This window comes from Chromobacterium sp. (assembly GCF_041912965.1).
Lineage (GTDB): Bacteria > Pseudomonadota > Gammaproteobacteria > Burkholderiales > Chromobacteriaceae > Chromobacterium > Chromobacterium aquaticum.
Window position 1 is genome coordinate 1 of sequence record NZ_JAYSGF010000032.1, and the last position, 16,221, is coordinate 16,221.

Annotated in this window: 12 protein-coding genes; 4 read left to right on the top strand and 8 right to left on the bottom strand. The window is 60.7% G+C overall.

Annotated features, from left to right (window positions below):
• A partial coding sequence (locus tag ACE3QM_RS16325) for an ATP-binding protein (RefSeq protein WP_374423366.1) occupies positions 1-2,505 on the top strand: 2,505 nt, incomplete at its 5' end.
• An 8-nt stretch (positions 2,506-2,513) separates the two neighbouring features.
• Here ACE3QM_RS16325 and ACE3QM_RS16330 read toward each other — a convergent pair.
• From ACE3QM_RS16330 to ACE3QM_RS16350, 5 genes are all read right to left on the bottom strand, one after another.
• Positions 2,514-3,512, bottom strand: a complete 999-nt coding sequence (locus ACE3QM_RS16330) for a GlxA family transcriptional regulator (RefSeq protein ID WP_231461016.1) — start codon at positions 3,510-3,512, stop codon at positions 2,514-2,516.
• Positions 3,513-3,600: 88 nt separating this feature from the next.
• Positions 3,601-4,389 carry an ABC transporter ATP-binding protein gene (locus ACE3QM_RS16335; protein ID WP_048407701.1) on the bottom strand — a complete coding sequence of 263 codons (789 nt, stop codon included), beginning with the start codon at positions 4,387-4,389 and terminating at the stop codon, positions 3,601-3,603.
• Positions 4,390-4,416: 27 nt separating this feature from the next.
• The gene (locus ACE3QM_RS16340) at positions 4,417-5,148 is read right to left on the bottom strand and encodes an ABC transporter permease (RefSeq protein ID WP_374423369.1); all 732 of its coding nucleotides are present in this window, start codon (positions 5,146-5,148) and stop codon (positions 4,417-4,419) included.
• Entirely contained in the window at positions 5,145-5,834 is a 690-nt protein-coding gene (locus ACE3QM_RS16345) for an ABC transporter permease (protein WP_048407702.1), read from the bottom strand. Before ACE3QM_RS16345 ends, ACE3QM_RS16340 begins: the two co-directional genes overlap by 4 nt.
• A 164-nt stretch (positions 5,835-5,998) precedes the next feature.
• Positions 5,999-6,763: an ABC transporter substrate-binding protein gene (locus ACE3QM_RS16350; RefSeq protein ID WP_048407703.1), complete on the bottom strand. Its 765-nt coding sequence runs from the start codon at positions 6,761-6,763 to the stop codon at positions 5,999-6,001.
• A 517-nt stretch (positions 6,764-7,280) separates the two neighbouring features.
• Here ACE3QM_RS16350 and ACE3QM_RS16355 point away from each other — a divergent pair.
• Entirely contained in the window at positions 7,281-12,092 is a 4,812-nt protein-coding gene (locus tag ACE3QM_RS16355) for an NAD-glutamate dehydrogenase (protein ID WP_374423373.1), read from the top strand.
• 65 nt (positions 12,093-12,157) lie between these two features.
• Here ACE3QM_RS16355 and ACE3QM_RS16360 read toward each other — a convergent pair whose 3' ends face one another.
• The 3 genes from ACE3QM_RS16360 to coaBC all read right to left on the bottom strand — a co-directional run bounded on the left by ACE3QM_RS16360 (position 12,158) and on the right by coaBC (position 14,999).
• Complete coding sequence (locus tag ACE3QM_RS16360; protein WP_374423375.1) at positions 12,158-13,171, bottom strand: GGDEF domain-containing protein; 1,014 nt, start codon at positions 13,169-13,171, stop codon at positions 12,158-12,160.
• Between the two features lie 121 nt (positions 13,172-13,292).
• A complete protein-coding gene (gene dut / locus ACE3QM_RS16365) occupies positions 13,293-13,748 on the bottom strand; it encodes a dUTP diphosphatase (RefSeq protein ID WP_019101154.1) in 456 nt (151 codons plus the stop codon).
• A 66-nt stretch (positions 13,749-13,814) separates the two neighbouring features.
• Positions 13,815-14,999 (bottom strand): bifunctional phosphopantothenoylcysteine decarboxylase/phosphopantothenate--cysteine ligase CoaBC, encoded by a 1,185-nt coding sequence (gene coaBC / locus ACE3QM_RS16370; protein ID WP_374423377.1) that lies wholly within the window; start codon positions 14,997-14,999, stop codon positions 13,815-13,817.
• A gap of 157 nt (positions 15,000-15,156) precedes the next feature.
• Between coaBC and radC the strand changes: the two genes are divergently transcribed.
• Complete coding sequence (radC, locus tag ACE3QM_RS16375) at positions 15,157-15,831, top strand: DNA repair protein RadC (protein WP_048407707.1); 675 nt, start codon at positions 15,157-15,159, stop codon at positions 15,829-15,831.
• Between the two features lie 128 nt (positions 15,832-15,959).
• Positions 15,960-16,211, top strand: coding sequence for a hypothetical protein (locus tag ACE3QM_RS16380; protein ID WP_019101157.1), 252 nt, complete (start codon positions 15,960-15,962; stop codon positions 16,209-16,211).
• Positions 16,212-16,221: the final 10 nt, after the last annotated feature.

The window sequence follows — 16,221 nt, forward strand, 5'->3', positions numbered from 1 at the left end:
GCAAAGCCCAGCTCAATCGAGCTGGGCTTTATGCATTGGCGCGGTGGAAACGCGATACGAAAGCCTCCCCTCGGGGAGGCTTTGTTGCGTTTGGGGCGTCGGGTGATACGTCGGCGCGTATCGGTCACATCGGTTCAAGCTTTTATCGACTTTCCCTTTGATTTTCAAGTTATTGCATGCCATTCCCTGTATTTATGGCCGGAATTGCGTCTAATTGCTCAGCAAAAACTATTGGTAATGAATAGAATTCCAGCATCAAGACTGGGAATCAAGGCGGAGATTTTGAGAAAGTTCAGGCGGGACGGGGTGCACTTGTTCGTACTGGCATGGGTGCTCAGCGCTTTGCTGGTGGCGGTGCTGTGGGGTATCGGCGAGTTGCAGCGCTTGAGGGATGAGTTCGAGTCGGTGGCGCAACGCGCGCATGCGCTAGTGGCGCGCAAGTTGGATCAGAACGAATCGGTGCTGGCGTCCGTGGATGCGCTGATGGTGGCCAGCCGGCCGTTTGAGGCAGCCGCCTTGGGCACCTTTGCCCGTGAGTTGCTGCCGCATTACCCGCAACTCCATTCCTTTGTGTTTTTCCAGAGTGTGTCCATGTCGGAACGGCAGGCTTTTCTACATCAGATGAGCGGCAAGTTTGGCGAAACCTTCTATATTCGCGACTTTGATGTGGCTGGACGCCGAGAGTGGCGGCCTGCGGCGGTGCGCCCGCAGTCACTGGTGATTTCTATGTTGGAGCCGGACCGTCCCGAGGCCGGTCCGATGTTCGGCTACGACATCCTGGGGGATGATTATTTCAGGCCTGCCTTGCTCCGTGCGCTGGAATCGGGGCGGCGGGTATCCAGTGGCGCCTTCGAATTGCATGAGGGCGGTGGCCGCGCATATTTGTTATTGCAGCCGTTGTTCGAGCAGGAAGCCAGGACGCAGGGTCGTTTGATTGGGGTGGTGGGGCTGGTCGTGTTCTGTGATCGTTTATTGCAGGCTCCGGCCTTGGAGCGTCTGTTGCCTGGGCTGGACCTGGCCTTGTATCAAGGAGGGGAGGCCTCGGGTGGTCCACCGCTGTTCCAGCGTCTGCATACATCGTCCGAGCGTGATTGGTGGCCGGTATTGCGGCGCCTGGAAGCCAGGCTGCCGCTAGCGAGCGAAGCACAGCCTTTCGTGCTGGGGGTGGCCCGGGATCTGAGGGTAACGGATCTGGCTATCCTGCCTTTGCTGTGGCAGCAGTCGTTATTGCTGGCGTTCTTTGTGTTCGCCGGCCTGCTTCATCTGCAGCGCATGGCTTTGCGGCAGGAGCGCCTGCAATCGGACGAAGCGATTTTTCTGCAGAGCGAGCGAGCCTCGGTCACCTTGAGCGCGATTCATGATGGGGTGATCATTTTGCGGCAGGATCACGCGATTGAGTTGGCCAATCCGATGGCGCTGGAGTTGATGGGAATGGATGCCGGCGAGGTGGTGGGGCGGGTCTGCCACGAGGTGTTCCATTTGCAGGCGGAGTTGGCTGCCGAGTTTGCCGAGGATCCGATTCGCGAATGCTTCCGCACCGCGCAGCCGGTGGTGCTGGCGGAACGGATGCAGCTGACGTCGGCTCGCGGGCAGATCCGCTCGGTGGAGGGCGGGGTTTCGCCGTTGTTTTCCCGCGATGGCAGCCTGATAGGGGTGGTATGCGCATTGCGCGACCTGGGGCCGCTGCGCTTGCGGACGGTGGCGGCGTTGGAGGCTAGTGAAAGCAAGGTCAAGGAGCACCTGGAAAAGCTGTCGCATGTCGCCAGGCTACATACCATGGGCGAGATGGCTTCCGGTATCGCGCATGAGTTGAATCAGCCATTGACGGCGATTGCCAATTATTGCCAGGCCAGCATCCAATTGCTGGAGGGGGTGGAGGATGCTCCCGCGCAAGTGAATGCGGCTTTACGGTTGGCGGTAGCGCAGGCGGAGCGGGCAGGGGAGATCATCAAGCGTTTGCGAGCCCTGGTCAGCAAGAGGGCGATCGAGACGCGGCTGATCGATTTGAATCAGGTGGTTGGCAATTGCATGTTCTTGGCCGAGTACGATTTGAAGGAGCGTGGCATCGAAGTGGTGCAGCTGCTGTCCGGATATCCGGTGGCGGTGTTCGCGGATAGCATCCAGCTTGAGCAGGTGGTGTTGAATCTACTGTCGAATGCGATGGATGCCTTGCGCGATGAGCCGGTGATGAAGCGCCATGTGATCGTGCATACCCGGCGCGAGGGCAAAAAGGCGATTCTGGAGGTCCGCGATACCGGACGCGGCATTACGCCGAGTTCGCTGGAGGTGCTGTTCCATCCATTCTTTTCCACCAAGCCGAATGGCATGGGGTTGGGTTTGTCCATTTGCCAGACGATAGTGGAGCAGTATGGTGGTTTGATCTCGGCGGAGAACATTCCAGCCAGCGGCGCCTGCTTCCGCATAGAGCTGCCGCTATCACGCCAAGGGGAGCCGGCGCGTCCGGTGATGCCTTCGCCGGACGGTTGCGGCGCTGGCGTGCTTTGACGCGTGGCTTAGGGCCGGATTTCCTGGATGGCGGTTTGGGTGCGGTGCGAGCGTTCTTCGCGCGGTGTGATGCCGAAATGGTTGCGGTAGGTGCTGGAGAAGTGCGGGCCGCTGGAGAAGCCGCAAGCGAGGCCGATCTGGACGATGGATTTGCTGGTTTGCTGCAATAGCTGGCGTGCTCGACTCAGCCGTAATTCCAGATAGTATTTCGAAGGCACCGTGCTCAGGTATTGCTTGAACAGCCGTTCTAGCTGGCGTCGGGAGACGCCGACGTAGTAGGCGATATCGTCGGTGCTCAGCGGCTCTTCGATATTGGCCTCCATCAGGCTGACCGCTTCCGTCAACTTGGGCTGGCTGCCGCCGATGCGGGTGGCGAGCGGAATGCGCTGACGCTCGTTGCCGGGGCGGATGCGTTCCATGCTGAACAGTTCCGACAGCTGAGCGACGAACTCATGTCCATGCTGGCTGCCCACTTGGGTCAGCATGAAGTCGAAAGTGGCCGCGCCGCCGGCACAGCTGAGGCGTTTGCCGTCGATCTCGAATAGATTGGACGAGGTAATGATGTCGGGGAATTCTTCGGTGAAGCGACTGATCTCGCGCCAGTGTATCGTGGCGCGTAGACCGTTGAAGTAGCCGGTGCGAGCCAGCCAGTAGCTGCCGCAGCCTATGCCTCCCAAGCTTATTTTGTCCGGGTTGCAGGAGGCCAGCCCTTTGCTCAGCGTGTCCAGACTGAAGTCGGGATTGATGTCATCGGCGAGCACCAGCAGGCAGTCCAGCTTGGGCGCGCCATCCAATGGCAGGTCCACGGCGAGCCGGGTGCCGTTGGAGAGCGGCACCGCTTGTCCGTCAAGGGAAAGCAGCAGGGTTTCGTAGAGTTTCTTTTCCGCTAGCCAGTTGGCGTGCAGCAGGACCTCGGAAGCCATGGCGTAGTCAGCCATCGAGGCATGGGGCAAGAGCAGGAAGCCGTAGCGCATTGGCTTGACGGGGTGGGACGGATGCTGACCCATGGGTTTTCGCGGAAGAAGAATGGATATTATAAAAACACACCATGCCGGGCGGCCCGGCATGGTGTGCGACATTTTCCTATTGTACGATTTATTTCAGGCTGCCGGAGAGGAATTGTACCAATCGCTCGCTCTGCGGACGGACCAGCACTTCCTTGGGATGGCCTTGTTCCTCGATCCGCCCCTGGTGCAGGAAGATGACGTGGTTGGATACTTCGCGCGCAAAGCCCATTTCATGGGTGACCACCACCATGGTGCGGCCTTCGCCGGCAAGGTCCTTCATCACGCGCAGCACTTCGCCGACCAGTTCCGGGTCCAGCGCCGAGGTGGGCTCGTCGAACAGCATGACTTCTGGCTCCATGGCCAGCGCGCGGGCGATGGCGACGCGCTGTTGCTGACCTCCGGACATATGGGCCGGATATTTGTCCTCCACGCCGCGCAGGCCAACCTTGTCCAGGTATTTGCGGGCGCGGGCGCAAGCTTCGTCGCGGCTCAGTCCCAGCACGTGAATCGGCGCCTCGATGATGTTTTCCAGCACTGTCATGTGTGCCCACAGATTGAAATGCTGGAATACCATGGCCAGTTTGGTGCGGATGCGCGCCAACTGCTGGGCGTCGGCGGCCTTGAGCGCGCCGTTCTTGCGGTCGGTGATCAGCTTGAGTTCTTCGCCAGCGGCCAGGATGCGGCCGCTATTGGGTTGTTCCAGCATGTTGATGCAGCGCAGGAAGGTGCTTTTGCCTGAGCCGGAGGAGCCGATGATGCTGATCACGTCGCCGGCGTGCGCGGTTAGCGACACGCCTTTCAGCACTTCGTGCGCGCCGTAGCTCTTATGCAGATCGCTGACTTGCAGCTTCAGGTTTTTATCGGTGGGGGTGTGCATGATGGTATTCCTGTATTGCTATCCGCATTAATGCTTGCGTGGGGCCAGATAGGCCAGCCAGCGTTTTTCCGCCTGCTTCATCAGCCAGACCAGCAGGAAGGTGAGCGCCAGGTAAATGGCGGCTGCGGTGAGGAAGGGCTCGAAAGCCATATAGCTGTCGGCATAGATGCGGCGCGCCACGCCGGTGATGTCGGCCAGCGTCACCAGGCCCGCGATTGCGGTGCTTTGCAGCATCATGATGACTTCATTGCTATAGGCCGGCAGCGCGCGGCGCAGCGCGGAAGGCAGCACGATGCGGCGCATCATCAGCCATTTGCTCATGCCCATGGACTGGGCTGCTTCGATCTCGCCCCAATGGGTGTTGCGAATCTGACCGGCGATGATTTCGGTGGTATAGGCCGCGGTGTTCAGGGTAAAGGCGAGGATGGCGCAGAAGTACGCGTCTTGCAGGTAGTCCCAGGCCCAACTGTCGCGAACCCAGTTGAACTGGGCCAGGCCGTAGTAGATGATGAAAAGCTGCACCAAGAGCGGCGTGCCGCGGAAGATGTAGCTATAGACGCGGACGAAGCCAGAGGCCAGGCGGTTCTTGGACACCCGCATCAGCGCCATGGGTACCGCCATCGCCATGCCTAGCAGCAGGGAGATGAACAGCAGTTCCAGCGTCAGCAACAGGCCGTCGCGGGTGCTCATGACGGCGTGGCCGTCGCCGCCGCCGAAGAAGGCGGGCAGCTTTTCCAGAACCAGTTGGAAGTCGATCACAGTTCGCTCTCCTTGACGCCCAGCGAGTAGCGTTTTTCCAATTGTCCAAGTACCAGATTGGATACCCCTGTGATCAGCAGGAATAGCAGGCCGACGATCATATAGACGGTGAAGGGCTCCTGCGTTGTCGATTTGGCCGCGTCGGCGCGGTACATCACGTCGTTCAGGCCGATCACGGACACCAGGGCGGTGGATTTGACTAGCACCAGCCAGTTATTGGAAAAGCTGGGCAGCGCGAAGCGGATCATTTGAGGAACGGTGATGCGGAAGAACACGCGCAGCGGCGTCATGCCGTAGGCCATGCCGGCTTCCATCTGCCCTTTGGGCACTGCCATCATCGCGCCGCGGAAGGTTTCCGTCATATACGCGCCGAAGATGAAGCCCAGAGTCAGCACGCCGGCGATGAAGGGATCGATATTGGGGCTAGTCCAGCCCATATAGCCGCAAAAATCGTTGATCATCATCTGGACGCCGAAGAACAGCAGAAACATCCAGACCAGGTCCGGCACGCCGCGGACCACGGTGGAGTAGAGTTCCGCCAGCCAGACCAGCGGCTTGGAGTGAGCGGATTTGAACAATGCGCCAATCAGGCCCAGCACGATGGACACGGCCAGTGCTGAGCCGGCCAGCTGCAATGTGAGCACCGCTCCTTGCAGGATGCTGGGAAGGTAACCTTGCAAAAACATAGTGATACTGCCTCGTTCGTCAACCTTGCGCGCAAGGCTGGTCCTTGCCCTGCCGGCCTTGAGGCTGCAGAGCAAAAAAATCCCGGCTTGCGCGCGGATCGGGCGGCAGTAAGCCGCCCGGCGCCTAGTGGTCAGCCGGGACGGTTGCGATCGCTGTTGGGGGATTAACCGCCGTAGACGTCGAAGCTAAAGTACTTGTCCTGCACCTTCTTGTAGCTGCCGTCCTTGCGCACTTGGTCTATGGCCTTGTTCAGGCGCTCGGCCAATGCCTTATTGCCTTTCTTGACGGCGATGCCCGCGCCCAGGCCGAAGTATTTGACGTCGGCGTAGTTCGGGCCGACAAAGGCGTATCCCTTGCCGTTCGCGGTTTTCAGGAATTCCTGGTCGCCAACGGCGCCATCGACGAACACGGCGTCAACGCGGCCGGACTTCAGGTCCAGGAAGGATTCCGGAGATTTGGCGTACGGCACGATGGTGGCGCCGGACTTGCCCCAGTAGTCCTTGGCGAACTTTTCCTGGGTGGACGCGCGCAGCACGCCTATCTTCTTGCCCTTGAAGCTGTTCTGGTCGACCGCGGTGCCGGACTTGGCGACGATGCGGCTGGCGATGTTGTAGTACTTACGGCTGAAATCGACGGCTTTCTTGCGCTCCTCGGTGATCTGCATCGAGGACAGGATGGCGTCGAACTTGTTGGCGTTGAGTGCGGGGATCAAGCCGTCCCAGTCTTGCGGAACGATTTGACAGCTGACTTTCATGGCGGCGCAAAGGGCATTGGCCATATCGATGTCGAAACCTTGCGGTTTGCCATCGGCGCCTTGTTTGGAGAACGGCGGGTAGTTGAGGTCAACCCCAAAACGCAGAGTCTCTGCTTGGACGGAAAAACCGGACAGCAGAGCTGCCGCTGCGGAGGCGATCAGGACTTTTTTCATGGAGTGAATTTCTACTTCTCTATCGGGCGGTTGGTCTGGATATGAATCGGACGCAAACCCAAGCTTGTAAACCCGGCGCTTGAAACGAGGCTGCTCACGATGTCTCGCCCAAGCCGGAACCATTGTAGTTTTTTCTACTTTTGCCAGTAGTTGGCCGCAGCTTGCAACGGTTATCCGCCGTGCGCAAGATGGGGCCATTGTCTGGCAATCGGTGTGAGCAGGTGGTTGCATTCTACCTGATATTGGGGGTCGGTGTGAAATTGCTTGTAAATCAACGATTTATATTTTGTTTTCTGACTTGTGTACAATGTGGCGCCAGGAAAGGAACTTGTAAGCTGCCGTCGCATTGCTGTAAGCAAAAAAGTGGTGTTTGCCGCCATTTATCGTTTTGGCATCGGTCGGCCGCGCACAGCTTTTCCACGAAACTGTACGTCCACGTCGCATTAAGGAAATCCCAGCATGATGGGGGTATCTACAATGCCTCGACACACTCCGTGCACACAACAAGAGAAGCAACATGTCGCTTACCAATAAGACCGAACTCGCGAGCCTGATCGCCGATATTCAGGCCGTAGCAGAGACCAAGCTTTCCGAAAAGGAGAAACACCAGCTCGAACCCTTCTTCCCGATTTACTTCGAGGAAGCCGAGCATGCCGACCTCCGGCAGTTTTCGTCGCTGGACTTGTTCGGTGCGGCGTCGGCGCATTATGCGTTCGGCGCCAAGCGCAGCGCCGGCCAACACAAGGCGCGCATCTACAACCCCGATTTCGAGCGTGATGGCTGGCAAAGCACCCATACCGTGATTGAAGTGGTCAACGACGATATGCCGTTCCTGATCGACTCCATCACCATGCTGCTGTCGCGACACAATCTGAACCTGCACCTGCTGGTGCATCCGGTGCTGTCGGTCGGCCGCGACAAGAGCGGCGTGATCCAGGCGGTGAAGCGCACCGAAGACCGCAGTCTGCCCCTGGAGTCCTTCATCCATGTGCAGATCGACCGCGTGACCGATCCGGTGGCCTTGAAGCAGCTGGAAACGGATTTGAACCGCGTGATCGCCGATATCCGCCTAGTGGTAAGCGACGAACCCAAGATGCGCGAAGTGCTGGCCGAGATCAGCAAGGATCTGTCCGTGGTCAAGGGCAAGCGCGCGGCGGAAGCCAAAGAGGCGGTGGACTTCCTGGCCTGGATGTCCAAGCGCAATTTCCTGTTCATGGGCTATTGCGATTATGATCTGGTGCGCCGCGACGGCAAGGACAGCCTGCGCATCGTCAAGCAGTCCGGCCTGGGCATCCTGCAAGACCAGGGTGATAAAGAGTACTCCGCCAGCTTCGAACAGCTGCCGCAGGAATTGCGCGAGCTCGCGCATCTGCCGCAACTGATCATTCTGAACAAATCGCAGACTCGCTCCATCATCCATCGTCCGGCCTATATCGATTTCGTCGGCATCAAGCGTTTCAACGACAAGGGCGAGGTGATAGGCGAGCGTCGCTTCCTGGGCCTGTATACCGCCAGCGCCTACCAGGATTCGCCGAAGGACGTGCCCATCCTGCGCCAGAAAGTGGCGACCGTGGTCAACAACTGCGACTACGTGGACGACAGCTATAAATCCAAGACGCTGGGCTTCGTGCTGGAAAGCTATCCGCGCGATGAGTTGTTTGAAATTCCGTCCGAGGTGCTGGGGCCGATCGCCGAAGGCATCGTCAGCCTGCAGGAACGTCCGCGCGTGCGCCTGTTCGTGCGCAAGGATCGCTATCACCGCTATGTCAGCTGCCTGGTCTATGTGCCGCGCGACAGTTTCAATACCGAGGTGCGCCTGAAGATCGAAAAAGTGCTGATGAACGCCTTCAACGGCACCAGCGCCGAGTTCAGCGTGCAGATCAGCGACAGCTCGCTGGCGCGCGTGCATTACATCATCCGCACCAATGCCGCCAAGCTGCCGGAGTTCCATGAGTCCGACATCGAGGCGGAAATCGCCCGCCTGGTGCGCGGCTGGGTGGAGGAGTTGCACCAGCTGCTGGTGGAAACCCATGGCGAGGAGCAGGGCAACGCGCTGTTCAACCGCTACAAGGGCGCGTTTCCGGTGGCTTATCGCGAAGAGTTCGCGGTGCGCAACGCGGTGCTGGACATCCAGCATGTGGAATCGGTGAATGCCGATTCGCCGCTGGCGATGAAGCTGTATCGCCCGTTCCACCGCGGCGCGGCGGTCTTCAATCTGAAGCTGTTCCGCGAGGGCGAGGCGTTGGGCCTGTCCGCCAGTCTGCCCATCCTTGAGAATATGGGCGTCAAGGTCCGCGACGAACATCCGTACTGCGTGCAGCGCGCGGATGGCCGCCAAGTATGGATCAGCGATTTCGGCCTGGATGTTGGTTCCGCCGACGAGCAGATTGCTCGTGAGGAAGTGCAGCAGGACTTCCAGGAGCTGCTGACCCAGGTATTCGCCAAGCGTTGCGAGAACGACGGTTTCAACCGTCTGGCGCTGGTGGCCGGACTGGATTGGCGTGAAATTTCGCTGGTGCGCGCCTTGGCCAAGTATCTGCGCCAGGGCGGTCTGACCTTCAGCCAGGCTTACATCGAGCAGTGCGTGGCTAACTACCCGGCCATCACTCGCCTGCTGGTCGAACTGTTTGCCGTGCGCCTGGATCCGGCCCATGCCGACGACGCTCGCGCCGATGCCCTGCTGGCCAAGTTGCGCGAGCAACTGGACGGCGTGGCCAACCTGGATGAAGACCGCATCCTGAACGGTTTCCTGTCGGTGATCCTGGCCACCCGCCGCACCAACTTCTGGCAGAAGGGTGCCGACGGCGAGTTCAAGTCCTATATCTCGTTCAAGCTGGAATCCAATCTGATTCCCTTCCTGCCGCAGCCGCGCCCGATGTTTGAGATCTGGGTCTATAGCCCGCGCGTGGAGGGCGTGCATCTGCGCGGCTCCAAGGTGGCGCGCGGCGGCCTGCGCTGGTCCGATCGCATGGAAGACTTCCGCACCGAAGTGCTGGGCCTGGTGAAGGCGCAGATGGTGAAGAACTCGGTGATCGTGCCCATGGGTTCCAAGGGCGGTTTTGTCGGCAAGCAGTTGCCGGCGCCGAGCGAGCGCGAGGCCTTCCTGGCCGAAGGCGTGGCTTGCTACAAGATCTTCATCTCCGCCTTGCTGGACGTGACCGACAATCTGGTCAACGGTCAGATCGTGCCGCCGGTCGATGTGCGCCGCCTGGATCCGGATGATCCGTACCTGGTGGTGGCCGCCGACAAGGGCACGGCTACTTTCTCCGACATCGCCAACGGTATTTCCGCCGATTACGGCTTCTGGCTGGGAGACGCTTTCGCCTCCGGTGGCTCGGCAGGTTACGACCACAAGGGCATGGGCATTACCGCCCGCGGCGCTTGGGAATCGGTGAAGCGTCATTTCCGCCACCTGGGCATCAATACCCAGGAGCAGGACTTTACGGTGATTGGCATCGGCGACATGGCCGGCGACGTGTTCGGCAACGGCATGCTGCTGTCCGAGCACATCTGCCTGAAAGCGGCGTTCAACCATCTGCACATCTTCCTGGATCCGACGCCGGATGCGGCCAAGAGCTATGCCGAGCGCGCGCGCCTGTTCAAGCTGCCGCGTTCCAGCTGGACTGATTACAACCGCGATCTGATCTCCAAGGGCGGCGGTATTTTCGAGCGCTCCGCCAAGTCCATCCCGCTGTCGCCGGAAGTGAAGGCCTGGCTGGAAACCGACAAGGACAGCATGGCGCCGAACGAGCTGATCCATGTGATCCTCAAGGCCAAGATCGACCTGCTGTACAACGGCGGCATCGGCACCTATATCAAGGCGTCGACCCAGAGCCACGCCGACGCGCGTGATCGCGCCAACGACCCGGTGCGTGTCGATGGTCGCGATTTGCAAGCCCGGGTGGTGGCCGAGGGCGGCAACCTGACTTGCACCCAGCTGGGACGCGTTGAGTTTGCGTTGAACGGCGGTCGCATCGCCACCGACGCCATCGACAACTCCGCCGGCGTGGATTGCTCCGACCATGAGGTCAACATCAAGATTCTGCTGGGCGGCGTGATGCAGGCCGGCGACATGACCTTGAAGCAGCGCAACCAGTTGCTGGCGGAGATGACGGACGAGGTGGCGCAGCTGGTGTTGCGCAACAACATCCAGCAAACCCAGATTCTGGCGATCAAGCGTCAGGAAGCGCCCGCGATGCTGACCACCCATGCGCGCATGATCGCGCACATGGAGAAGACCGGCGAACTGAACCGCGAAATCGAGTACCTGCCGTCTGAAACCCATATCAATGAGCGCCGTCTGGCGCGCCAGGGTCTGACCGTGCCGGAAATTGCGGTACTGCTGTCCTATAGCAAGATTTCTCTGGATCAGGCGATTCTGGCCACCGATGTGCCGGATGACGCGGACTTCCTGCCCATCCTGACCAATTACTTCCCGAAACCGCTGCAGCAGCGCTTCGGCGCGCAGATGCAGCAGCATCAGCTGAAGCGCGAGATCATTGCCAACCAGTTGGCCAACCAGATCATCAACCGCATGGGCACCACCTTTGTGTTCCGCATGCAGGAAGAGTCTCCGTTCTCCGCCGGCGATATCGCCCGCGCTTGGTGGATCGCCAGCCGCGTGTTCGATGCCGAGCGTCTGTGGAGCGAGATCGAAGCGTTGGACAACAAGGTGCCGGCCGATCATCAAGTGGAAATGATGGTGCTGGTGCGCACGCTGGTGGAGCGCGTGACGCGTTGGGTATTGCGCAGCAAGCGTCCGTTCACCTCGGTGAACGCGGTGATCGAGCAATACGCGGCCAAGGTGCAGGCGCTGTTGGCGAAGCTGCCGCAGCTGATCGCCTCCGGCAGCTACCCGGCGGTCGCCGCGCTGGAAGAGAAGCTGACGCAGCCGGGCATGCCGCAGGCGCTGGCGCAGGTGTTGGCGCGGCTGGAGTTCGCGGTGCCGCTGACCGACATCATCGAAATCAGCGAAGGCAGCAAGCTGCCGCTGGAACTACTGGCCAAGAATTACTACCAGTTGGGCCATGCGATGCAGCTGGATTGGCTGCGCGACGCGATCACCAGCTTGCCACGCGACAACCGCTGGCAGTCGCTGGCGCGTTCCGCGCTGCGCGACGACCTGTATCGCGTGCACCGCAATCTGGCGGGGCAGGCCTTGCAGGACGCGGCCGGAGCGGAAGCCTTTGCCCAGCAGTGGATGGAGAAGCGCCACCACGAGGTGGAGGTCTGCGCGCAGATGTTCGCCGAACTGCAGTCGTTCAGCGCGCTGGATCTGGCGATGCTATCGGCCGGCATGCGCGAATTGAGCAACCACCTGCTGTCGTAAGCGCTTAGCGTTCAGCAAGCAAAAGCCGGCTCGTCAGAGCCGGCTTTTTTTGCGTCCGTGAAATGCTAGAACAGATCGATTTCGCCGAAGCGCTGGGTATTGTCGAGCAGGCCGCCCGCAATCAACTCCTCGTAGCCGTGTACCTGATTGCGGCCATGGGACTTGGCGTAATACAGCGCCCGATCCGCTTGTTCCACCAATTGCCCCGGCAGCAGTTGCGGCAGGATGCGGGTATAGCCCAGGCTGACGGTGAGGCTGCCCACTTGCGGGAATGGGTATTGCTCGACGCGGACACGGAAGCGCTCCAGCGCCACCGCGGCCTGTTCGGGTACCAGCCCCTGGAAGATGATGGCGAACTCCTCGCCGCCGTAGCGGAACAGGCTGTCGTCTTCGCGGAAGGATTGCTGCATCAACTGCGCCAGCAGCAACAGCACCTCGTCGCCAACCATGTGGCCGTATTGATCGTTGACCTGCTTGAAGTGATCCACGTCCAGCAAGGCCAGAGTGCAGTGCGTCTGCTCCTCGGGTGACTGCAGCTGCGTCGCCATCAGATTGAACAGGCGCAGATCGAATTTACGGCGGTTGTTCAAGGCGGTGAGCATGTCCCGGTCCGCTTCGAACAGCAGGCGCAGGAAGTTCTCGTGAATCCTGGCCATGGCCTTGAGCATGGCCTTGTTGACCTTTTGCTCGGAGCCGGCGTGGATAATCAGCAGGGAAATGATGCTGCCCATGCAGCGCAGCGGCAGGCACAGGCCGTGCGGGATGCGGAAGATGCCGTCGTCCTTGTCCAGCGCGTTCAGCAGGTCGTAGAGAAAGATGGGCGGCGGCAGCCAGCTATCGTGGGCGGTTTCGGCAATCTGGGCTTTGCCGTCTAGGGCTGCGGCGCTCAGGCGCCGGCGGATGTAGGGTACGCCGTTGACCCAGCGGCAGGCGAACAGCTCGACCTTGTCCACGCGCATCACCTCGACCAGGGTGGACAGCAGGCTGCTTTCCAGCATGTCCTGTTCGCGCTGGGAGGTCAGCTCGACCAGATTGTCGAGTATCCGCTTGCTGTCATCCTCGTTGGGACTCTGCTTCATGCCGGCGCATCCTTTGCGAGCGGTTGGTGACGGCGCTGTGCGGCTGACAAGGCTGCGGGCGCGGAGCGCGCGGGTCCGCGCCGCCATGGAGCCAGTATAGGCAATCGCGCGGCGCGCGGCCTCAGTTGCGGCCGGTGCTGCCGAAGCCGCCGTCGCCGCGTTCGGAGCTTTCGAAATCGTCGACGATATTGAAGCCGACCTGAACGATGGGAACGATGATCATTTGCGCGATGCGTTCCAGCGGTGTCAGGCGGAACGGTTCGTGGCCGCGATTCCACACCGACACGAACAATTGGCCCTGATAGTCGGAATCGATCAGACCCACCAGGTTGCCCAGCACGATGCCATGCTTGTGGCCGAGGCCGGAGCGCGGCAGCAGCATGGCGGCGAGATTGGGGTTGGCGATATGGATGGCCATGCCGGTGGGGATCAGTTGGGTTTCGCCGGGGGCGATGGTGATGTCCTGCTCAATGGCCGCGCGCAAGTCCAGGCCGGCGGAGCCTGGCGTGGCGTAGTTGGGCAGGTTTTGCTTCAGACGCGGATCCAGGATCTTGACGTCGATAACGGGTTTTTTCATTGCATGTCCTTAAATCTGGCCGGGGGCGCGTGGCTGCCCGACCGGGGGAGGTTGATCGGTCTGCGTTTATGGCTTGTGACGCAACAGCTGGGCCAAGTGTTCAACGATGGCTTGGGCTACTTCCGGTTTCGGCATCGCCGGCAGCGGATGGGCGCCGGCGTGGTCCAGCAGCACCACTTGATTGTCGTCGGCGCCCATGGCTTGTTGCGCGAGGTTGGCGACCAGCAGCGGCAGCTTCTTGCGCAGGCGTTTGGCTTCGGCGAATTCCAGCAGATTCTGGCTTTCGGCGGCGAAGCCGACGCAGAACGGGGCCGCGGGCAGGCCGGCGACGGTGGCGAGGATGTCCGGGTTTTCCTCCAGCTCCAGGCTGGGCGGCGCGTCGCCTTTCTTGATCTTGTGGGCGGAGGGATTCTTGACCCGGTAGTCGGCAACCGCGGCGACGGAAATGAAAATATCGCTGCGGCCCACCTCGGCCATCACCGCGTCATGCATTTGCCGGGCGCTGGCGGCGTTGATACGGCGCATGCCCAGCGGCGCGGCCATGCCTGTGGGGCCAGAGATCAGCGTGACTTCGGCGCCGGCATCGCGGCAGGCGCGCGCTAGCGCATAGCCCATCTTGCCGGAGCTGATATTGGTGATGCCGCGCACGGTGTCGATCGCTTCGTAGCTGGGGCCGGCGGTGAGCAACACTTTTTTTCCGGACAGGAGTTTGTCGCGGAAAAAACCTTCCAGCAATTCGGCGATCTCCACCGGCTCCAGCATGCGGCCCTCACCGGTTTCTCCGCAGGCCTGGGCGCCGCTGGCAGGGCCGAACACGCTGATGCCGTCGGCGCGCAGCTGGGCAATGTTGCGCTGGTTGGGCGGGTTGTCCCACATCTGCCGGTTCATCGCCGGCGCCACGATCAGCGGGCAGGCGCGGGCGGCAGCCAGGGTCGACAGCAAATCGTCACAGGCGCCGTGAGCCAGCTTGAACAGCGTATTGGCGGTGGCGGGAGCGATCAGGAACACATCGGCGCGGCGCGACAGATCGATATGGGCCATCGCGTTGCTGGGGCGCTCGTCCCACAAGTCTGTGTACACCGCGTGGCCGGACAGCGCTTGAAAAGTGGCCGGGGTCACGAAGCGGGTGGCCGACTCCGTCATCACCACTTCCACGCTGTGGCCGGCTTTGACCAGCAGCCGGGTCAGTTCGGCCGACTTGTAGGCGGCGACGCCGCCGGTGATGCCTAGCAGGATTTTCTTGCTTGTCATGGGCTTGTCGAAACAGGCGGTAAATGAGCAATTTTAGCGGATTTCCGCGGACTGGGCGCGCTGGCCGGTATCCGGCTTCGATGATATGGTGGCAGATGCCGCATCACGTTTGGTCTGATCCTGAAAACAGTGCTATAGCCAGAAGAGGAGCGTGCCGATGTCTATCGCCAATTGGCCGGAAGCCGAGCGTCCCCGTGAAAAGCTGTTGGCTCGAGGAGCGGCGGCGCTGTCCGACTCAGAATTGCTCGCCATCTTTCTGCGTACCGGGATGCGGGGGCAAAGCGCGGTGGAGATGGCCAGGCAGCTGATGTTGGATTTTGGTTCCTTGTCCGGCTTGTTGAACGCCAGTCTCGAGGAGTTCCAGGCGCGGCGCGGCCTGGGAGCCGCCAAGTACGCACAGCTGATGGCCAGCAAGGAGCTGGCGCAGCGCGCGCTGGCCGAGAACATGAGTTTGACGGATGTGTTGCACAATCCGCGACAGGTGCGGGATTTCCTGCGTCTGGCGATCGCGGGCAAGGATGTGGAAGTCTTCGTCGCCGTGTTCCTGACGGCGCAGAATAGAGTCATTGCGGTAGAAGAGTTGTTTCGAGGCACCCTGACCGAAACCCGGGTCTATCCGCGCGAGCTGGTGCGGCGGGCTCTGGCCAATAACGCGGCGGCGGTGATCATTGCCCACAATCATCCTTCCGGCGTCTGCGAACCATCCGCGGCCGATCATTCTCTAACCAAGACGCTCAAAGCGGCGCTGCTGCTGGTCGATATAAGATTGCTGGATCACTTCGTCGTCACCGGTCGGCATGCGGAATCATTTGCCGAGCGCGGCTGGCTGTAGCCGCCGTTGAACGGAGGGCGGCGGGAACTAGGGCGGCGTGCTTGACAGTGCGCGTCGCCGTGGCGGATCCGGCGCCGTGCTCACTGTCTGTTGGACCTTGTCTCCCACCGCATCATTAGGAGGTCGCCATGAACATCCTGCGTTTGCTGAATGAGTCCGACTATATTCAGGTCAACAACCAGTTCGTGAAGCCGGACTTTCATACCGCTTCCGAAGAGTTTTCCGACGACGACGATGTGGTGCTGGAGGCCAATCTGGATGGCCAGGAATTGGTGCTGACGGTGGCGGATCTGGAGGAGGCGACGCCGCTGGCCGATGGCGGCTTCTGGCTGGAGGGCGTTGGCTATCTACGTTTCCTGTCGCAGCAGAATCTGCATTGAACACGTGTGA